General features: G+C 45.1%; 12 protein-coding genes. 8 read left to right on the top strand and 4 right to left on the bottom strand.

Features of this window, described 5'->3' with window-relative positions; all coding sequences use genetic code 11:
• Nucleotides 1-59: 59 nt before the first annotated feature.
• Together U0021_RS01090 and U0021_RS01085 are read right to left on the bottom strand one after the other, a co-directional pair.
• Nucleotides 60-1,736, bottom strand: a complete 1,677-nt coding sequence (locus U0021_RS01090) for a nitrite/sulfite reductase (RefSeq protein ID WP_114800800.1) — start codon at nucleotides 1,734-1,736, stop codon at nucleotides 60-62.
• 175 nt (nucleotides 1,737-1,911) lie between these two features.
• Entirely contained in the window at nucleotides 1,912-3,501 is a 1,590-nt protein-coding gene (locus U0021_RS01085; protein ID WP_114800801.1) for an aminotransferase class I/II-fold pyridoxal phosphate-dependent enzyme, read from the bottom strand.
• A 178-nt stretch (nucleotides 3,502-3,679) separates the two neighbouring features.
• Here U0021_RS01085 and msrB point away from each other — a divergent pair, with 178 nt between their 5' ends.
• The 6 genes from msrB (at nucleotide 3,680) to U0021_RS01055 (ending at nucleotide 11,271) form a co-directional block, all read left to right on the top strand.
• Nucleotides 3,680-4,093 carry a peptide-methionine (R)-S-oxide reductase MsrB gene (gene msrB, locus U0021_RS01080; protein WP_114800802.1) on the top strand — a complete coding sequence of 138 codons (414 nt, stop codon included), beginning with the start codon at nucleotides 3,680-3,682 and terminating at the stop codon, nucleotides 4,091-4,093.
• A 320-nt stretch (nucleotides 4,094-4,413) separates the two neighbouring features.
• Nucleotides 4,414-5,622: a glutamine-hydrolyzing carbamoyl-phosphate synthase small subunit gene (carA, locus tag U0021_RS01075; protein WP_114800803.1), complete on the top strand. Its 1,209-nt coding sequence runs from the start codon at nucleotides 4,414-4,416 to the stop codon at nucleotides 5,620-5,622.
• A 76-nt stretch (nucleotides 5,623-5,698) separates the two neighbouring features.
• A complete protein-coding gene (gene carB / locus U0021_RS01070) occupies nucleotides 5,699-8,935 on the top strand; it encodes a carbamoyl-phosphate synthase large subunit (protein WP_114800804.1) in 3,237 nt (1,078 codons plus the stop codon).
• Between the two features lie 283 nt (nucleotides 8,936-9,218).
• Nucleotides 9,219-9,695 carry a transcription elongation factor GreA gene (gene greA, locus U0021_RS01065; RefSeq protein ID WP_114800805.1) on the top strand — a complete coding sequence of 159 codons (477 nt, stop codon included), beginning with the start codon at nucleotides 9,219-9,221 and terminating at the stop codon, nucleotides 9,693-9,695.
• Between the two features lie 16 nt (nucleotides 9,696-9,711).
• Entirely contained in the window at nucleotides 9,712-10,074 is a 363-nt protein-coding gene (locus U0021_RS01060) for a SirB2 family protein (protein WP_114800806.1), read from the top strand.
• Between the two features lie 285 nt (nucleotides 10,075-10,359).
• Entirely contained in the window at nucleotides 10,360-11,271 is a 912-nt protein-coding gene (locus U0021_RS01055) for a LysM peptidoglycan-binding domain-containing M23 family metallopeptidase (protein ID WP_114800807.1), read from the top strand.
• A gap of 120 nt (nucleotides 11,272-11,391) precedes the next feature.
• Here U0021_RS01055 and U0021_RS01050 read toward each other — a convergent pair whose 3' ends face one another.
• Complete coding sequence (locus U0021_RS01050) at nucleotides 11,392-12,696, bottom strand: peptidylprolyl isomerase (RefSeq protein WP_114800808.1); 1,305 nt, start codon at nucleotides 12,694-12,696, stop codon at nucleotides 11,392-11,394.
• A 138-nt stretch (nucleotides 12,697-12,834) separates the two neighbouring features.
• Nucleotides 12,835-15,627 carry an LPS-assembly protein LptD gene (locus tag U0021_RS01045; protein ID WP_114800809.1) on the bottom strand — a complete coding sequence of 931 codons (2,793 nt, stop codon included), beginning with the start codon at nucleotides 15,625-15,627 and terminating at the stop codon, nucleotides 12,835-12,837.
• A 291-nt stretch (nucleotides 15,628-15,918) separates the two neighbouring features.
• On the opposite strand from U0021_RS01045, the gene U0021_RS01040 reads away from it, so the two are divergent.
• Together U0021_RS01040 and murU are read left to right on the top strand one after the other, a co-directional pair.
• The gene (locus U0021_RS01040; protein WP_114800810.1) at nucleotides 15,919-16,956 is read left to right on the top strand and encodes an aminoglycoside phosphotransferase family protein; all 1,038 of its coding nucleotides are present in this window, start codon (nucleotides 15,919-15,921) and stop codon (nucleotides 16,954-16,956) included.
• A complete protein-coding gene (gene murU / locus U0021_RS01035) occupies nucleotides 16,953-17,666 on the top strand; it encodes an N-acetylmuramate alpha-1-phosphate uridylyltransferase MurU (protein WP_327037528.1) in 714 nt (237 codons plus the stop codon). The genes U0021_RS01040 and murU overlap by 4 nt, the downstream gene beginning before the upstream one ends.
• The last annotated feature ends 53 nt before the right edge of the window (nucleotides 17,667-17,719 follow it).

The following is a 17,719-nucleotide window of genomic DNA, read 5'->3' as shown; positions in this document are numbered from 1 at the left end:
ATTTATCCTTAATATAAATAATCTATCTGTTATAATATTTTATAAATTTGATTAGCTAATTAGCTATATACGGCTGCTTTGAAGGGCGCAATGCCAAGTCTTTCAACAGCTTGAGCAAAGCTTTCGATATGCTCGTCACTTTCGATGCGCTCATTTTTATAGACATCAACAATGGTGGCGATGGTTTGGGCAACTTCGTCAGCGGCTACAGCGCGTCCTAGGATTTGACCCAATTTAGCATTCTCGCCTGAATTGCCACCTAGGCTGATTTGATACCAGTGTTCGCCTTTTTTATCAACGCCTAGAATGCCGATATCACCCACATGGTGGTGCGCGCAAGCATTCATACAGCCTGACATATTTAGGCGGATATCGCCTAAGTCATACAGATAATCTAAGTCATTGAACTGTTTTTCGATGGATTCTGCAATATTGTGCGTGGTGGCATTGGCAAGCGCACAATAATCAAAACCAGGGCAGACGATCATATCGGTCAAAGTGCCGATATTGGCGCGTGCAAGGTTAAGCGCAGTTAATTTTTGCCAAAGCGCGTATAGGTCGGTGACTTTGACATCGCCGAGTACCAAGTTTTGTTGGTGTGTGGCGCGAATCTCACCCAAGCTGTATTCATCTGCCAAATCCGCCAGCGCAAACATTTGTGTATCGGTGATGTCGCCTGCAGGCACATACGCGCCATCAACAACGCCAGCCTTTAATGAGATGACAACGGCTTTATAGCCATTGATTTTGTGGGCGACGGTATTGTGCTCATACCAATCACGAAAAGCCTTGTCGGCTAAGAACTCATCAAGTTTTACTTGCGCTGCCAAGCCATCAATTTGCTCATAAGCTGGCGTGGTAAAATAGCTTTCGGCTTTGGTAAAGTGCGCATCGGTCAATGTCAAGTCGCCATCTTTTAAAGACTGCCATTCATCATTGACTTTTTGGGCGAAGACTTCTTTACCCAAGCTTTCCACCAAAATCTTGATACGAGCTTTATATTTATTATCGCGGCGACCTTCCAAGTTATAAACACGCAAAATGGCATCAAGATAGCTAAGTAAATGCCTGCGCGGTAAAAATTCATTGATCAGCTTACCGATGATCGGTGTGCGACCTAAGCCGCCGCCGACAATCACTTCAAAGCCAATTTCGCCATCGCGCTCTACCAAGTGCAGACCGATGTCATGAACCTGTGTGGCTGCGCGGTCGGTTTTTGTACCGATGACGGCAATTTTAAATTTGCGTGGTAAAAAGGCAAATTCAGGATGGAAAGTACTCCACTGACGGATGATCTCGCAATAAGGGCGTGGATCGGCAATCTCATCAGCATGAATGCCAGAATAAGGATCGGTGGTGGTGTTACGAATACAGTTGCCTGAAGTTTGGATGGCGTGCATTTGATTGGCAGCCAATTTGGCTAAAATATCAGGCACTTCTTCAAGTTTCACCCAATTAAGTTGTAAATTGGTGCGCGTGGTAAAATGCCCATAGCCTTTATCATAATCACGCGCAATCTCAGCCAATGTGCGCAGCTGATGACTGCCCATCAAGCCATAAGGAATCGCAATACGCAGCATCGGCGCGTGGCGCTGAATATAAAGACCATTTTGCAAGCGCAAAGGCAAAAACTGCTCTTCGGGCAGCTCACCTGCCAAGAAGCGTTCGGTTTGGCTGCGAAATTGTGCCACTCGTTCATCGACAAGTTTTTGGTCGGCATAGCTGTATTGGTACATTATAAAATCCTATTTGGCTTAGCTGATTTATTTTGCATCATGTTAAGTGTTTGATGCCAAAAATTTAAATTCAAAAATGGAATATAGGTAGTGATTTTGGGGATATATTACACCCATCAATAATAAAAACGCCCCATGCAAAAGCAGCGGCGTTTTTGTGCTGACTGCTGATTGGTTAGTCGGTGCCAAATTCTTTGCGTTTTTTGGCGAAGAAGCGATCCAATCTGTCCATGGCATCTTCTAAATCAATGAGATTTGGCAAGAATACGACTCGGAAATGATCAGGTTGATCCCAATTAAAGCCTGTGCCTTGGATGATCAATACCTTTTCTTCGATCAAAAGATCCATCATAAATTTCATGTCATTATCAATGGGGTAGATCTCACGGTCAATCTTAGCAAAGCAATAAAAGGCGCCTTGGGGCATGGTACAGCTGATGCCTTTGATGGCATTAAGACGCTCAACCGCCAAATTGCGCTGCTTATATAAGCGTCCTGTCGGCGCAGTCAATGCTTGCATGGATTGATAGCCGCCCATCGCTGTTTGGATGGCGTATTGGGCAGGGACATTGGCACAAAGGCGCATGCTTGCCAGCATCGTCAGCCCCTCAATAAAATCGGCGGCATGATCTTTTTTGCCCGAAACCATGAGCCAGCCAGCACGATAGCCTGCGATGCGATGTGATTTGGATAGCCCATTATAAGTCAGGACTAAACTATCATTAGTTATGGTGCACATGGGTGTGTGCGTGACACCATCATACAAGATGCGGTCATAGATTTCATCTGCCATAATCACCAAATCATATTTTTTGGCAAGTGCAGCGATGCTTTTTAGGATGTCATCAGAATAGACCGCGCCTGTGGGATTGTTGGGGTTGATGACCACAATTCCCTTAGTGCGTGGAGTAATTTTACTTTCAATGTCTTTTAGGTCTGGTTGCCAATGATCTTCTTCAAGACAGCGATAATGCACCGCTTTGCCACCTGCTAAATTTGCCGCCGCTGTCCATAAAGGATAATCAGGCATAGGGATCAAAATTTCATCATTGTCGTCAAGCAGTGCTTGCATGGTCATGACGATCAATTCACTGACGCCATTACCGATATAAACATCATTGACATCGATGGCAGACAAAAGCCCTTTGCCTTGATAATATTGAAGCACCGCTTTTCTGGCGGCAAAAATGCCTTGAGAGTCAGAATAACCAGACGCCTCAGGTAAATTCAGCGCCACATCACGAATAATCTCTTCGGGAGCTAGTAGCCCAAAAGGGGCAGGGTTACCGATATTGAGCTTAATAATCCGCTGACCTTCAGCTTCCATGCGATTGGCGGTTTGTAGTAGCTCACCGCGAATATCGTAACAGACATTGGCAAGCTTGTTGGATTTTTTTAAAGGTTTTGGGTATGACATGGTGGTGTATTCCGATGGCAAAGTAACAAAGATCTGATCAGGCTGTGGTTTGATGAGAGTTGATTTTGGGTGAATTTCATGAATGGGTTGTTGCTCAGGTGCTTGTGGGGCTGAGTCACCGCTTACAAGATAGCTTTCACTGACGCCCAAAGCTGCCGCTAATATGGGTAATTTGCTCATGACGATGCCATTTTTGCCACATTCCCAATTCGCGATCGCACCGCGACTGACAGGCGCGCCAAGCTCACTCATCTTGGTGGCTAGAGCTTCGGCGGATAACCCCAAAGCCTTACGCCGCGATTTTAGCCGTAAGCCTTGTTCTGTGATGGTATTTTGTGGGTCATTCATGATAATATATCCTTAAGTGTGAAGATCATTTTATGTGATAAAATGATGAATTGCAAGTTATACTTTACAAAATTTCTTGGTGAATTAAGATGATTTTTTTTATGCAAGTAAATCTTGCAATGTATCATCCTAAATTGATCAGTAAAGCATTTTTTCAAAAAATTTTAAGGAGTGAGTCATGAAACCCCTTGATAAAGCAGTGATAGAGACGATGAGTGAAGCAGATTGGCAAAATCGTTTGGATGATTTGTCATACTATGTGCTCAGACAAAAAGGTACTGAGCGTGCATTTACAGGACTTTATACTGACACCGAAGCGGATGGTGTGTATCGCTGTAAGGGCTGTCATACGCCGCTTTTTGATAGTAGTGCTAAGTTTCATTCAGGCTGCGGTTGGCCAAGTTTTGACAAAGTCATCGGCGATAATGTCGTTGATGAAACGCTGGATTTATCGCATGGCATGCGCCGTATTGAGGTAACTTGTCATCACTGTGGCGGACATTTGGGCCATGTTTTTCCAGATAATCATGTAACCGACACTGGGCTAAGATATTGCATTAATTCGGCAGCAGTTGTGCTTGATGAAGCCTAAAACCGTCATAGATGTGATGTTATTTTGAGTAAAAATTTTTGCTCAAAATATAGATTTTTTGTATTTTTTTATATATAATAAGCAAAATCTACGATGAGCGAGTGATTATGAATCCACATAACTTTATCTTGGCACTGACGCAAGGGTAAGTTATTTGTTTTAATCATTCGCTTTTTTGTGGGCAAAATCAAGCAATAGCGATGAGTTTTTTGGCGGACAACCGCTAAAAAATTTTATCTAAAATTTGGTAAACGCCAATTTAATCTATAAGATTTTATCACATAAAAGTTTAATTCTAATAAAAAATTCGGGTGAAATTCATGACAGCTCAAACAACAAAAAAAGCCGTTTTGGCACTCGCTGATGGCACGATTTTTCGTGGTGTAAGTATTGGCGCAGCAGGCAGTACCGTTGGCGAAGTGGTATTTAATACTGCCATGACGGGCTATCAAGAAATTTTGACCGATCCCAGTTATTCAGGTCAGATGGTTACTTTGACCTATCCGCATATCGGTAATACTGGCTGCAATGAAGAAGATTCTGAATCTGGCCGCATTCATAAAGTTTGGGCAACTGGCTTGATTATCCGTGATTTGCCGCTTTTGCACAGCAATTTTCGCGCGACAGGCTCGCTGTCTGAGTATCTCAATGAGCACAATGTGGTGGCAATCGCTGACATTGATACGCGCCGACTCACCACACTACTGCGCACCACAGGTGCTCAAAATGGCTGTATCATGACAGCTGATGAGCAAGGTGAGATTGATGAAGCGCGAGCGGTAGAGTTGGCACGCTCAGCGCCGAGCATGAAAGGTCAAGATTTGGCCAAAGTCTGCTGTGACCAAGAAGGCTATGAGTGGACTGAAGGCTCTTGGGAGCTTGCCAATGATGGTCGTAACGCCAAGACAACCGAAACAGGCGGGCGATTTGCCAAGCTTGGGGTGGATATTGAAAAACAGTTTAATATCGTGGCGTATGACTTTGGGGTAAAAACCAATATCTTGCGTATGCTGGTAGATCGTGGCTGCCATGTGACGGTTGTGCCTGCCACCACGCCAATCCAAGACGTTTTGAAGCATAATCCTGATGGGATTTTCCTATCAAACGGACCTGGCGATCCTGAGCCTTGTACGTATGCCATTGAGGCGATTCGTCATGTGCTCACTCAGACCCAGATTCCTGTCTTTGGCATTTGTCTTGGTCATCAGCTACTGGCATTAGCCAGCGGTGCTAAGACCATTAAGATGAAATTCGGTCATCATGGTGCCAACCATCCTGTCCAAAATCTGGCAGATGGCACAGTGATGATCACCTCACAAAACCATGGTTTTTGTGTGGATGAAGAGACTTTACCTGAGCATGTTCGCCCAACGCATCGTTCATTGTTTGATGGCTCAAACCAAGGCATTGAGCTGACCAATCATCCTGCGTTTAGTTTCCAAGGTCACCCTGAAGCAAGCCCAGGACCGCATGATTGCGCGGTGCTGTTTGATAGATTTGTGGCAGAGATGCAGAAGTCTAAAGCTTAATACAGGGTGTCAGATCCTGTTTTTGAATTGATAAAAATATTTTAATAAACCACATTGAGATAAAAAGAGAGTAAACATGCCAAAACGTACAGATATAAAGTCCATCTTAATCATTGGGGCAGGTCCAATCGTCATCGGACAGGCTTGTGAATTTGACTACTCAGGTGCGCAGGCATGTAAAGCCCTAAAAGAAGAGGGCTACCGAGTGATTTTGGTGAACTCAAACCCAGCCACCATCATGACCGATCCTGCGATGGCGGATGCCACGTATATCGAACCGATTACTTGGCAGACCGTTGAGGGGATTATTGCCAAAGAGCGCCCTGATGCCATTTTGCCAACAATGGGCGGTCAGACAGCGCTTAACTGCGCGCTTGATCTTGATAAGTATGGTGTGCTTGCCAAATATGGCTGTGAGCTGATTGGCGCTACTAAAGATGCCATCGAAAAGGCAGAAGATCGTGAGCTGTTTGATAAAGCGATGAAAAAAATTGGACTTGAATGTCCGCGTGCCGATATTGCAGAAACCATGGAGCAGGCACTTGAGATTCAAGCGCGTTTTGGCTTCCCTGTGATTATTCGTCCTTCATTTACCATGGGCGGCTCTGGCGGTGGTATTGCCTATAATCGCGAAGAGTTTGTGGAAATTTGTGAGCGCGGATTTGATTTATCGCCAACGCATCAGCTGCTTATTGATGAAAGCTTGATCGGTTGGAAAGAGTACGAAATGGAAGTGGTGCGTGATAAAAATGACAACTGCATCATTGTCTGTTCTATCGAAAACTTTGATCCGATGGGTGTGCATACGGGTGATTCTATCACAGTTGCCCCTGCGCAGACTTTGACGGATAAAGAATATCAGCTCATGCGTAACGCATCGATCGCTGTATTGCGTGAGATTGGCGTCGAAACGGGCGGCTCAAACGTACAGTTTGGCATTAATCCTGAAAATGGTCGCATGGTCGTCATCGAGATGAACCCTCGCGTGAGCCGTTCATCGGCATTGGCATCTAAGGCAACAGGTTTCCCGATTGCCAAAATCGCCGCCAAGCTTGCTGTCGGTTATACACTTGATGAGCTTAATAATGACATCACAGGTGGTAAGACGCCTGCCAGCTTTGAGCCGTCGATTGACTATGTCGTTACCAAGATTCCTCGCTTTAACTTTGAAAAATTCCCACAAGCTGAAGAAACGCTTACCACTCAAATGAAATCTGTGGGCGAGGTGATGGCGATTGGTCGCAACTTCCAAGAGTCCATGCAAAAAGCATTGCGAGGTCTTGAGACGGGCGCAACAGGTTTTGATGAAATTTTAGAGCTTGAGGGTAAATCAGCTGAAGCCATTGAAAGCGAAATTAAGAACCGCTTAAGCATCCCCACGCCAGACCGCATTTTTTATATTGCCGAGGCGTTTCGTCATGGCATGAGCTTGGGCGATGTCTTTAAATACACCAAAATTGATAAATGGTTCTTGGTGCAGATCCAAGATATCGTAGCAGTTGAAGCACAAATCAAAGCGCTTGGCTTTGGCGGCTTGACTGCTGAAAATCTGCGCCAATTTAAGCGTAAAGGCATGAGCGACTTGCGCATTGCTAATTTGATGGGCATCAGCCAAAAACAGCTGCGCAAACAGCGTTGGGATTTGGGCGTGTATCCTGTCTATAAGCGCGTGGACACGTGTGCTGCTGAATTTGAGACTTCGACTGCCTATATGTACTCAAGCTATGATGAAGAGTGTGAAGCGCGTCCAAGTGACAAAGACAAGATCATGGTCATTGGTGGTGGACCAAACCGTATTGGACAGGGCATTGAGTTTGACTATTGCTGCGTTCATGCTGCCTTGGCAATGCGAGAAGATGGCTATGAGACCATCATGGTCAACTGTAATCCAGAGACCGTCTCAACCGATTATGACACTTCTGATCGCTTGTATTTTGAGCCTGTTACGCTTGAAGATGTACTTGAGATCATTCGTACCGAAAAACCAAAAGGCGTGATCGTGCAGTACGGCGGTCAAACTCCGCTAAAACTTGCACGTGCCCTAGAAGAAGCGGGCGCCCCAATCATCGGCACCAGTCCTGATGCCATCGACCGCGCCGAAGACCGTGAACGTTTTCAGCATATGATTCATCAGCTGAATCTGAATCAGCCGCCTAACGCACTGGCTACCAGTAGCGAAGATGGCATCGTCAAGGCGCAATCGGTTGGCTACCCTTTGGTGGTGCGTCCATCATACGTATTGGGCGGTCGCGCGATGGAAATTGTATATAATGAAGATGAGCTAAAACGCTATCTGCGTGAGGCAGTTCAAGCATCCAATGAAGCGCCAGTGCTGCTTGATCGTTTCTTGGATGATGCCATTGAAGTAGATGTTGACTGTGTATCGGATGGTAAAGAAGTGGTCATCGGTGGCATCATGCAGCACATTGAGCAAGCAGGTGTGCACTCAGGTGACTCAGCGTGTAGCTTGCCGCCATACTCATTGAGTGCAGACATTCAAGACCAGATTCGTGAGCAAACGATTGCGATGGCAAAAGAGCTTGGCGTGGTTGGATTGATGAATGTGCAGTACGCCATCAAAGACAACACCGTGTATATCCTTGAGGTCAATCCACGTGCTAGCCGTACGGTACCTTTCGTTTCTAAGTGTATTGGCGCTTCTTTGGCTAAGATTGCAGCACGTTGTATGGCGGGTAAATCGCTTGCTGAGCAAGGTTTTACCAAAGAGATTGTACCAAGTCATTATTCAGTCAAAGAAGCTGTTTTCCCATTTGCCAAATTCCCAGGTGTGGATCCGATCCTAAGTCCAGAAATGAAATCTACAGGCGAAGTGATGGGTGTCGGCAAGACATTTGGTGAGGCGTTCTATAAGGCGGTGATTGGGTCAAATGAGCGCCTGCCTGGTCTGCCCGTTAATGGTGAGATTAAAAAGGCGTTTTTATCGGTGCGCGACAGCGATAAGAAGAACTTGCCTTCAGTTGCTCAGCAGCTGCTTGACTACGGCTTTAAATTGGTCGCTACAGGCGGTACGCAGCGCGTACTTGCTGAGGCAGGCATTGAGTGTGAGCGTATTAATAAAGTCAATGAAGGGCGCCCGCACATTGTGGATATGATCAAAAATGGCGAAATCCATTTGGTGGTCAATACCACTGAAGGTAAGCAAGCCCAAGAAGATTCTTTCTTGATTCGCCGAAGTGCCTTGCAAGCCAAGATATTTTATGTCACTACCATCAGTGCGGCACAAGCGGTATGTAAAGCCTATCAAGTCACTTTGCCGTTTGATGTTTATAAGCTGCAAGATTTGCACGCTTAATAAGGGTTTTGGAACAAATTTGCTCAAGCTTTCATATTGGGCAAATTTGTTTTGCTTAGTATAACTGTGTCTTTGTGCTTTAGAGCATTTGCCAAATTGCGCTTGCATTTTTTCTAAAACCCAGTACAATACCTTAGTAAATCTAATTTAACAAAACCTTGCCAGATATCGTATTTGGCAAGTTTTTTTACATTCTTAATATTTGTATTTAAATGATTTTTTGAGTTAATGTTTAATGAATTGACTTAAATTGATTTAAATCATGAACATTGAAAGGAAAATTATGCAACGTTATCCAATGACGCCCGAAGGGCACAAAGCGCTTGAAGATGAGCTAAAACAGCTAAAAACCGTTGAGCGTCCGCGCATTACCACAGCGATCGCAGAAGCGCGTGAGCATGGCGATCTCAAAGAAAATGCCGAATATCATGCCGCACGCGAGCAGCAAGGCTTGTGCGAAGCGCGCATCAGAGATATTGAAGCCAAACTTGGCGGCGCTCAAGTCATTGATCCGACTAAACTGCCCCAAGATGGTCGTGTGGTTTTTGGGGTGACTGTTGTGCTTGAGAATATGGATGATGGTGCTGAGCGCCGCTATAAAATTGTTGGCGATGACGAAGCGGACTTTAAAATAGGTAAAATCTCAGTCAACTCTCCGATTGCACGTGGTCTGATCGGTAAATCTGAAGGTGATGAAGCCAAAATCCAAACCCCTAGCGGATTGGCTGAGTTTGAGATTTTAGAAGTCATTTATGCTTAATCATTAGAGCGTGTTTATGAAACATTTACATATGCTTTTGGCGATCATTGTGCTATTGATTTTCATATTTCAAGCACTGCCCATGTTTATGGGTAAAGCGCCAAAAGTATCAAATGCCATCAAAATCTTAAATCATGTCTTCTACACAGCGGTTGTCTTGACTGGATTGGTGCTTTTTTGGCAGATTTATCAGGTTGCAGGTATTCAGCACTGGGCGCTTGCCAAGTTGGTTTTGCTGATTGTTGCTGCATCTGCCACCATTAAGGCGCAGCGCAATTACGCCAATGCGCCATCTCAAGCCAAAGCAGGATTGATCATTGCTTGTGTGGCTTATGTGGGCATTGTCGTGTTGGCGATCACTAAGCCAATGCTATTTTGATGAAATTTTCAAACTAATCTAGCTGCGTATTTAAAACGGCTGAAGCTTTTTCAGCCGTTTTTGTTTTTTGGGGATTGTTGGCAGAGATTAATTGAACGATTTATAAAATGCCTTGGCGTATTTGATCAATAATTTTTAGGCAAAAAACTTTGACAAAAAAACACAAAAGCCCAGGTATTGTGGGTTTTGTGTTAACTTATCCCATGTTACAATAGGGCATTTGTCGTTTCAAATTTGGGCAAAATGATTTGCCAAATCTGCTTAATCAATCATCAGTACTGGAGTATGACTGTGACGATAATAATCAATTCACAAACCCAAAGACCCATCAAGCGCTTGGGCTTGGTTTTTGGCGTGATCACCACTTGTATTTTGGCGGGATGTGCCAGTAAGCCAACTTATAACAGTGCGTCAAGCTCAGGTGGTTCAGGGATGGGTTCGCAAGTCATCACAGACAGTAAGGGTGTGCCAAATCGCTATCAAGTCAAGCAGGGTGATACTGTCAGTAAGATTGCTCAGCGCTATGGGCTAAATTGGCGTGAGATTGGACGCATTAATAATCTTAATAGCAGTTATACCATTTATACAGGTCAGTGGCTAACTTTATGGTCAGGTGATATCAGAGCGCGTGAGCGCAGTATCAGAGCTGGCGCGAATACAGCTCGCACACCTGCACCTGTAGTGACTCAAAGCAGACCGCCAGTTCAGCAGCGTCCCGTGGTACAAGCCCCCACGCCGACCCCGCCTGTGGTTCAGCAGCCGGCGCCAGTTGTCCCAACTGTAACAGAGGCGCCATTTGCCACTGGTAGCTCAGGCGTGATGCAGTTTCGCTATCCTGTTGGTACTACCAATCCAGTGGTACGACGCTTTGGCACGGCGACAGTGGCTGGTTCAACTGTCACCAGTAATGGCATGTGGTTCTCTGGACGAGATGGGGATGCAATTAATGCCAGTAATGCAGGGACGGTGATCCAGGCTGATCGCAACATGGATGGAGCCAGTATCGTGATTCAGCATACCAATGGCTTTGTGTCCAGCTATATTCATATCAAAGACGCTCAAGTCAGCGCCGGCGATACGGTGCGCACCGGTCAGCGCATTGCAAGCATGAAAAATCAGCCAAGCGGCGCAGCGCTATTTGAATTTAGAATTTCTAGAAATGGCGTTTATGTTGATCCATTGACAGTGCTTAAATAGCTGCCAGATGCCAGGCTAACTGAAGTATTGAAAAATCCATCAAGTTAGCCTGACTTAAACCGCTAAGATAATTTTAATGACCTTAAAAACACCGAAGATTCAATCTTCGGTGTTTTTTATTTATTCGTAAATTTTGATATAAGCGCTTGAGCGTAGCTCTTGTAACCAGTCTTCTTGAGCCTGTGGGGCGCGTCGCGAGAACAGATATTCGCGCGCAGCATTACGACGATATTGCTCTGTGACATCACGTTGTCTAACGTCATTGACTTTTAAGATATGCCAACCAAATTGTGAGCGAAATGGGGTAGAAAAATCACCCTGTGCAGTATTTTTCATCACAGCTTCAAACTCTGGCACCATGTCGCCTTCATTAACCCAGCCCAAACTGCCTCGCTGAGATGCTGAACCTGTATCGTCTGAATAAGTCGCTGCCAAAGTTTCAAAATCAGCGCCTTGCTGTAATTGCTGATAAATGGCATTAATTTTTTGTTCAGCGATACCGCTGCTTTGATTATCATCAATTCGAGCTAAAATATGACTGGTTTGCCATTCTGGCACGATGACTTGGTTTTGCTGTTGTTTATTTACTACTTTGACAATGTCAATACCGCTTGAGGTAACGATCGGCGCCGATGTTTGTCCGATGTCTAGCTTATCTACTTCGGCAGCAATGGCTGGCGGTAGGGCAACCACATTGATCAATCCAGTATCAGCACCTTGAAGCTCAGGGGTGTAGTTACCACGAGCATTTTGCATGGCTTGATCCAAATTCATGCCAGCGTCTAAAGAGGATTTAACACGCTCAGCAACCAAAGCAGCTTGCTGGCGATTTTGTTCGTTCGCGGTATTGTCAAGATAAGGCACACGAATGTGCAAAAGGCGATACTGAACTTGGTTTAAACGCGCTGATTCAGGGCTCTTTAAAAACGCGTCAATCTGATCGTCGGTAATGCGAACGCGGCTTTGAACCTGATTTTGCCACAAGGCTTGCATGGCAGCATCCTGAATCAGGCTTGCGCGTAAGGCAGCGTAACTGCCTGAACGCTCAGCATCTAGCCTAGATTGAAGTTCTGCCAAATTATTCAAGCCTTGAGACTGAGCAATTTGTAGTAACTGCTGATTGATCACAGTATCATTTGGAACGACGCCGGCACGATTAATGATGGCAAGCTGAAGTTTTTCATTAATCAGCTCATCCAAAGCTAGGATTTGTGCTTGATCTTGGGTGACGCTGCCACCGTTTCTTTGGATTTCGGCTGCTACCATCTCGGTGGCTTGATTAAGCTCACTTTTTAAAATGATTTCATCATTGACAACAGCTACAATGCCGTCATTGCTATTCCCGTTGATTGATGCTTGTGACACAAGGCTTGCGCAGCTGATCACAGCAGCGGTTAAAGCTTTGATGATAAATTTACCTTGCATTGGATAATCCTTAATTGTGAATAATAAATATCAGCCTAAATGAGTAAAGTTTAGCATTTGTCTGTCTTAGCGTCAAACCACGCCAAAAACTTGCTGATAATTGATGTTAATTTAAAATTTTTAGGCATGGCTGTATAATTAATAGTCGCGCTGCCAAGCATTTTGGACTTGATCATAGCCCATAACTTTCTCGCTCAAAAGTCGATTCAAGCGACCACCGCCACCGATGCCATTTAGGCGAACTTCTGCCATCACTGCTGTATTCGGCGATAAGTGCGGATTGAAAGCATCTCGATAGCGTCTTGCATAGATCGATAAGCCATAGCAGCAGTCTTCATAATTAAGACCCACCAAAGAATCCATGACATAATCTAGGTTATAGTCGTATTGTAGCTGCCCCATCACACGCCAGCGATTATTGATCGGAAAAACGGCAGAAGCGGTATATGCTGATAGGGCGGCTTGATTAAACGCACGATTTTCTTTTCTTTCCACAATGCCCAAATTGAATAATTGACGATCACTCGGCTGATAGCGGATTTGTGCCACAATACTACTCAAATCATAATTGGTTCTAAATGAGCCTGAGGCATCAAGCCATAAATTATCTTTAGGTTGTAGGCTGGCTTGCCACGCCAAACCAGAGCTTCTGCCGCTATAGTTTTCGCTGTCATCGATACCAACGCGCGTGTCATCCAATAAGATCTGCTCTGCAGCGCCACCTTCAAATCGTGTCCGACCCGTTTGGTCTATATAGCGATAGCTGACCGCAGGCGTGATGGCGTGTAAGTCTTGAATACGGTCGTGACCCAAAAACCAGCTATTGGTTAAGAGCTGCTCATAGCTAAGCTGCGCAATTTTTGTCTCAAAATTTGGGATGTTTTGTTGGTCTTTGAAAGGGGTGTAAGTATAATGCAGTCGCGGTGTCAATACTTGGTAACCGCCTGCATTTTGACTCATGCCAAATGGCGCGCCAGCTTTTTCAAAGAACAGTCCAGCATCCAAGCTGACCGTTGGTGCAAACACCGAATAGCTGCCGTCTTGCTTGGTGAGATTTTGGTCGGCTAAGCTGTCTTCATCATAGCTGGCGTACAGATGCGTCAAGCTAAGCTTAGGTGTGAAATAGCCCCACGAGCGCAGCAGTGGATAACTGGCTGTGAATTGGTTAAATATTCTGCCGCCGCTTTTTTCTGGTTCAGAATTATCTTCAATGGATTTTTTGAAATAGGCTGAATTGTGAATGCCGCTTAGCTCAAGACCGCTGGGCGTGCCCATCCAAGTTCGAGGCAAGCGATAATTGACTGACAGCTGTGGTAGGCGCGCATAGGGTCTGTCTTTGTCTGTGATTGGCGTACCATCTAAGTTAAAGCCATCTAAGCGCTGAAAATCTTCAAATCTTAAATCAGCCGAGACATTTTCATCCAAAAAGCTTGCGCCGATCCGTCTTGGGAGATTTAGCTTGGTGCTTTCAATGCCTAAAGTATCAAAATCTGATAAATAACTGGCATCAGAGACATATTGATATTGTGCGTAAGTGGTGATTTTATCAAACTGCTTGGGCTGCCAGGTGTGATCAAATCTGACTTGGCTACGGTCCTCATGATCATATTGACGATCTTTTGGAAGGTAGGATGCGATTAAGATACCTGATCCATAATCTTGGGTCAGATAACGAAATTCACCCGTAAGCATGGGGTTACGATTGGTAAATACAGTCGGTGTGATGGTTGCATCATAATTAGGTGCCAAATTCAGATAATAAGGCGCGCTGATCTCAAAACTGTCTGATGTGCCAAATCCCGCTGATGGTAACAAAAATCCAGAAGAGCGGCGGCTGTCGATCGGAAAATTAAAGTACGGTAAGTAAAATACGGGCACTTCTTTGATGCGCAGTGTTGTATTTTTGGCGATCGCACGACCTGTGTCGGTATTGATATCAATACTATCAGCATCCAAATACCATTTGCGTTCTGTTGGTGGGCAGGTTGTGAACATGACATCTTGAAGCTGATATTCGCTACTGCTGACCTTGTCCATTTGACTGGCGTAACCGTGCGCGTTAATGGTGGTACTTGCAAAAGCAACATCTTGCGCGACTGCTGTTTGTCCGTCCGTACGGTATTCTAAGTTTTCTGCCACACCGATAATGCCAACACTGTTATCGCTTGCGCCGCCATCACTAAACTGCACTTGACCTGAAGCAATGGCTTGTCCTGTTTGAGTATCTAAGGTGAGCTTGTCCGCCATCACACGCTGACCGTTTTGTTCGACAATGACATTACCAGACAGCTCAGCATAGGTTTGGGCATCATAATAGCCATAATCCGCTTGAGCAAAAATACTGCCTGCTGCAAGCGGATTGCCATTCTCATCCAATCTTGGGGCAACGGGGCCATTTGTACGTGCAGCTTGGTGGATTGGCTGCATCCACACACCTTGACAGCGAGCATCTGAGCTGGGTTTTGCGTGATAGTTTTCGGCTAATTTGGCTAAGCTTCTGCTGGCAGAGAGCGTAGCCTGCTCAGCAGGTGGCTTAGCGGTCTGTGAATTTGTATTATCTGGCTGACTAGCAAAGGCATCCAGCTGGCTGATTTCATGATTGCTTTGGCTTTTTTGATCACCAGTTTGCTCGGCTGCTTGCTGTGCGATAACTTCAAGATCGAAGCCATCAAAAGCATTTGCCGTCTCATCAATACTTTGTAGATCGGCATCTGGATCGGATGCAGTGATGGGCTTGGCATCTGGTGCATAAGGCAAATCTTCTTTGCTAATGTCACTGTCTGCGCCAACAACTGTGAGTGAACGACTGGTATTGATCTCTGCATAAGTTGGCATCACAAATGGCAAACTGGCTGCACCAAACAGCGCATAACGGATGGCGGCAGTCAAATACGCTTTTGACTTTGAGCGATGGTGGTGAGCGGTGTGCATTGAACTGGCAGAAAGAATACGAGAGCGAATCACAGCTAAACCTTACAAATCAATATAAAATTTTTGCTATTTTACACCATTCTCAGCATTTGGTGCGATTATTTTATCGGTTTTGTAGATGAAATTGCAATCACACCATGGTTATATGCTTGATAGAGCGGTCAATTTTTTGGATGAGTGTTTTAATGACAAGTTTGTCAAATGCTTGATTATTTTCCATTATGATACTGGTTTAAACCACCAAAATCCGCTAAACTGTCACTTTCATATCACCAATAGTTGAGAAAATTTATGAGCGATGCGCGCCACACTCAGATGATGAAGTTTTTGAATGCAAATTTGGCAACCGGCTTTCTTGTGGAGAGCTTGCCAGGAGATGCCAGTTTTCGTCGCTACCACCGCATTTATTTACCGATGAGTGGTGAGGCGGGCAGCCGCGAGATGACGTATCTATTGATGGATGCACCGCCTGACAAAGAAAGCATCCAAGAGTTTATCCACGTGGCGGACATCATGAGCGAAACGGTGAATGTGCCTGACATCGTGGCGCGTGACGAAGCGATGGGATTTTTACTCTTGCAAGACTTTGGGGGGGTGGAGTTTGCTCACGCGATCACCAAAGATGCTGATAAAAAAGATGACTATTACACTAAAGCCCTACAGACGTTAGCTCAGCTGCAGACGATTGAGGGTGCTGATTTGCCTATGTACAGTGACGAAAAACTCGCTCAAGAAATGGATTTGTTCAGTGAGTGGTTTTTGCCTTATTTGGGCGTTGAGCTGACTTATGAGGGTGCTCAAAAATGGCAACATTTGAAACATACACTCATCACACAGATCAGCAAGCAGCCCAAAGTGATCGTGCATCGCGATTACCACAGCCGTAATCTGATGATGGATAAAGGCAGCGATCATCTTGGTGTGATCGATTTTCAAGATGCGGTGATTGGCGCTTATACTTATGATTTGGTCAGCCTAGTGCGAGATGCGTATATTGATTATGATGAAGCATGGGTTGAAAAGCGCATTCATGAATTTTATCAATTGACCAAGCCTAGCGTTGATTTGGGAACATTCATTACACAGACGAACATCATGGGCGTACAGCGTCATTTGAAAGTTTTGGGGATTTTTATTCGCTTATCAGAGCGTGACGGCAAGCATCGCTACCTTGACAATATTCCTAAGGTGATGCGCGACTTGTTATCCGAGCTGTCTTGGCTATCTGAGCGTGGTAATGAGTCAATCTATGGTGAATTTATGGCGTGGCTGAAAGTAGATGTGCTGCCATCTTATCGCGCTAAGTTTGGATGCTCGGAGGGGGTATGATTGAGCAAGCAATGATCTTAGCGGCAGGCAAGGGTACGCGTATGCGCCCATTGACGCTTACGAAGCCTAAGCCGCTGATTCCGGTTGCCGGCAAGCCATTGATCGAATGGCACATCGAGCGCTTGGCGGCGGCAGGCGTACGCCGTATTGTCATCAATGCCGGCTATCTGTCCGATGTGCTATTGACAGAACTAAAGGCGATGAATTTGTCTGAAAAATTCGGTATTGAGATTTTGCTTTCTGTTGAGCAGGGTGAGCCGCTTGAGACTGCCGGCGGTATCAAGTTTGCTTTGGATCAAGGCTTGCTGCATGATTCACCATTTATTTTGGTTAATGGTGATGTTTGGACGGAGTTTGAGTTTGATCAGCTGCTGAGTCATCAGCTTAATCACAGGTTGGCGCATCTGATTTTGGTGGATAATCCTAAGCATCACCCTGAGGGCGACTTTGGATTAATCAAAGACACAGTCACCCTAAAAAGTGATGGTCATAGCGCATTGACCTTTGCAGGGATCAGTGTGATGTCACCTAAGATGGTGGCATCATTGGATCGAGGGCAGATTGCGCCGCTAGCACCGTATTTAAAATCTGCCATTAATCAGCAGTTGGTGAGTGGTGAGCGGATCACCGATCAATGGATGGATGTCGGCACGCTTGATAGGCTCGCTGAAACCGAAGCATACATTCAAAACAAATATGGTAAAAATTAAAAATTAACCCATTAAATATCAATCACTTATAAACTTTATCGAAAATATCAGGT

This window comes from Moraxella canis (assembly GCF_034424565.1).
GTDB lineage: Bacteria > Pseudomonadota > Gammaproteobacteria > Pseudomonadales > Moraxellaceae > Moraxella > Moraxella canis.
Note: the sequence above shows the minus strand (reverse complement) of the source record. Positions and strands in the feature narration are given on the sequence as shown.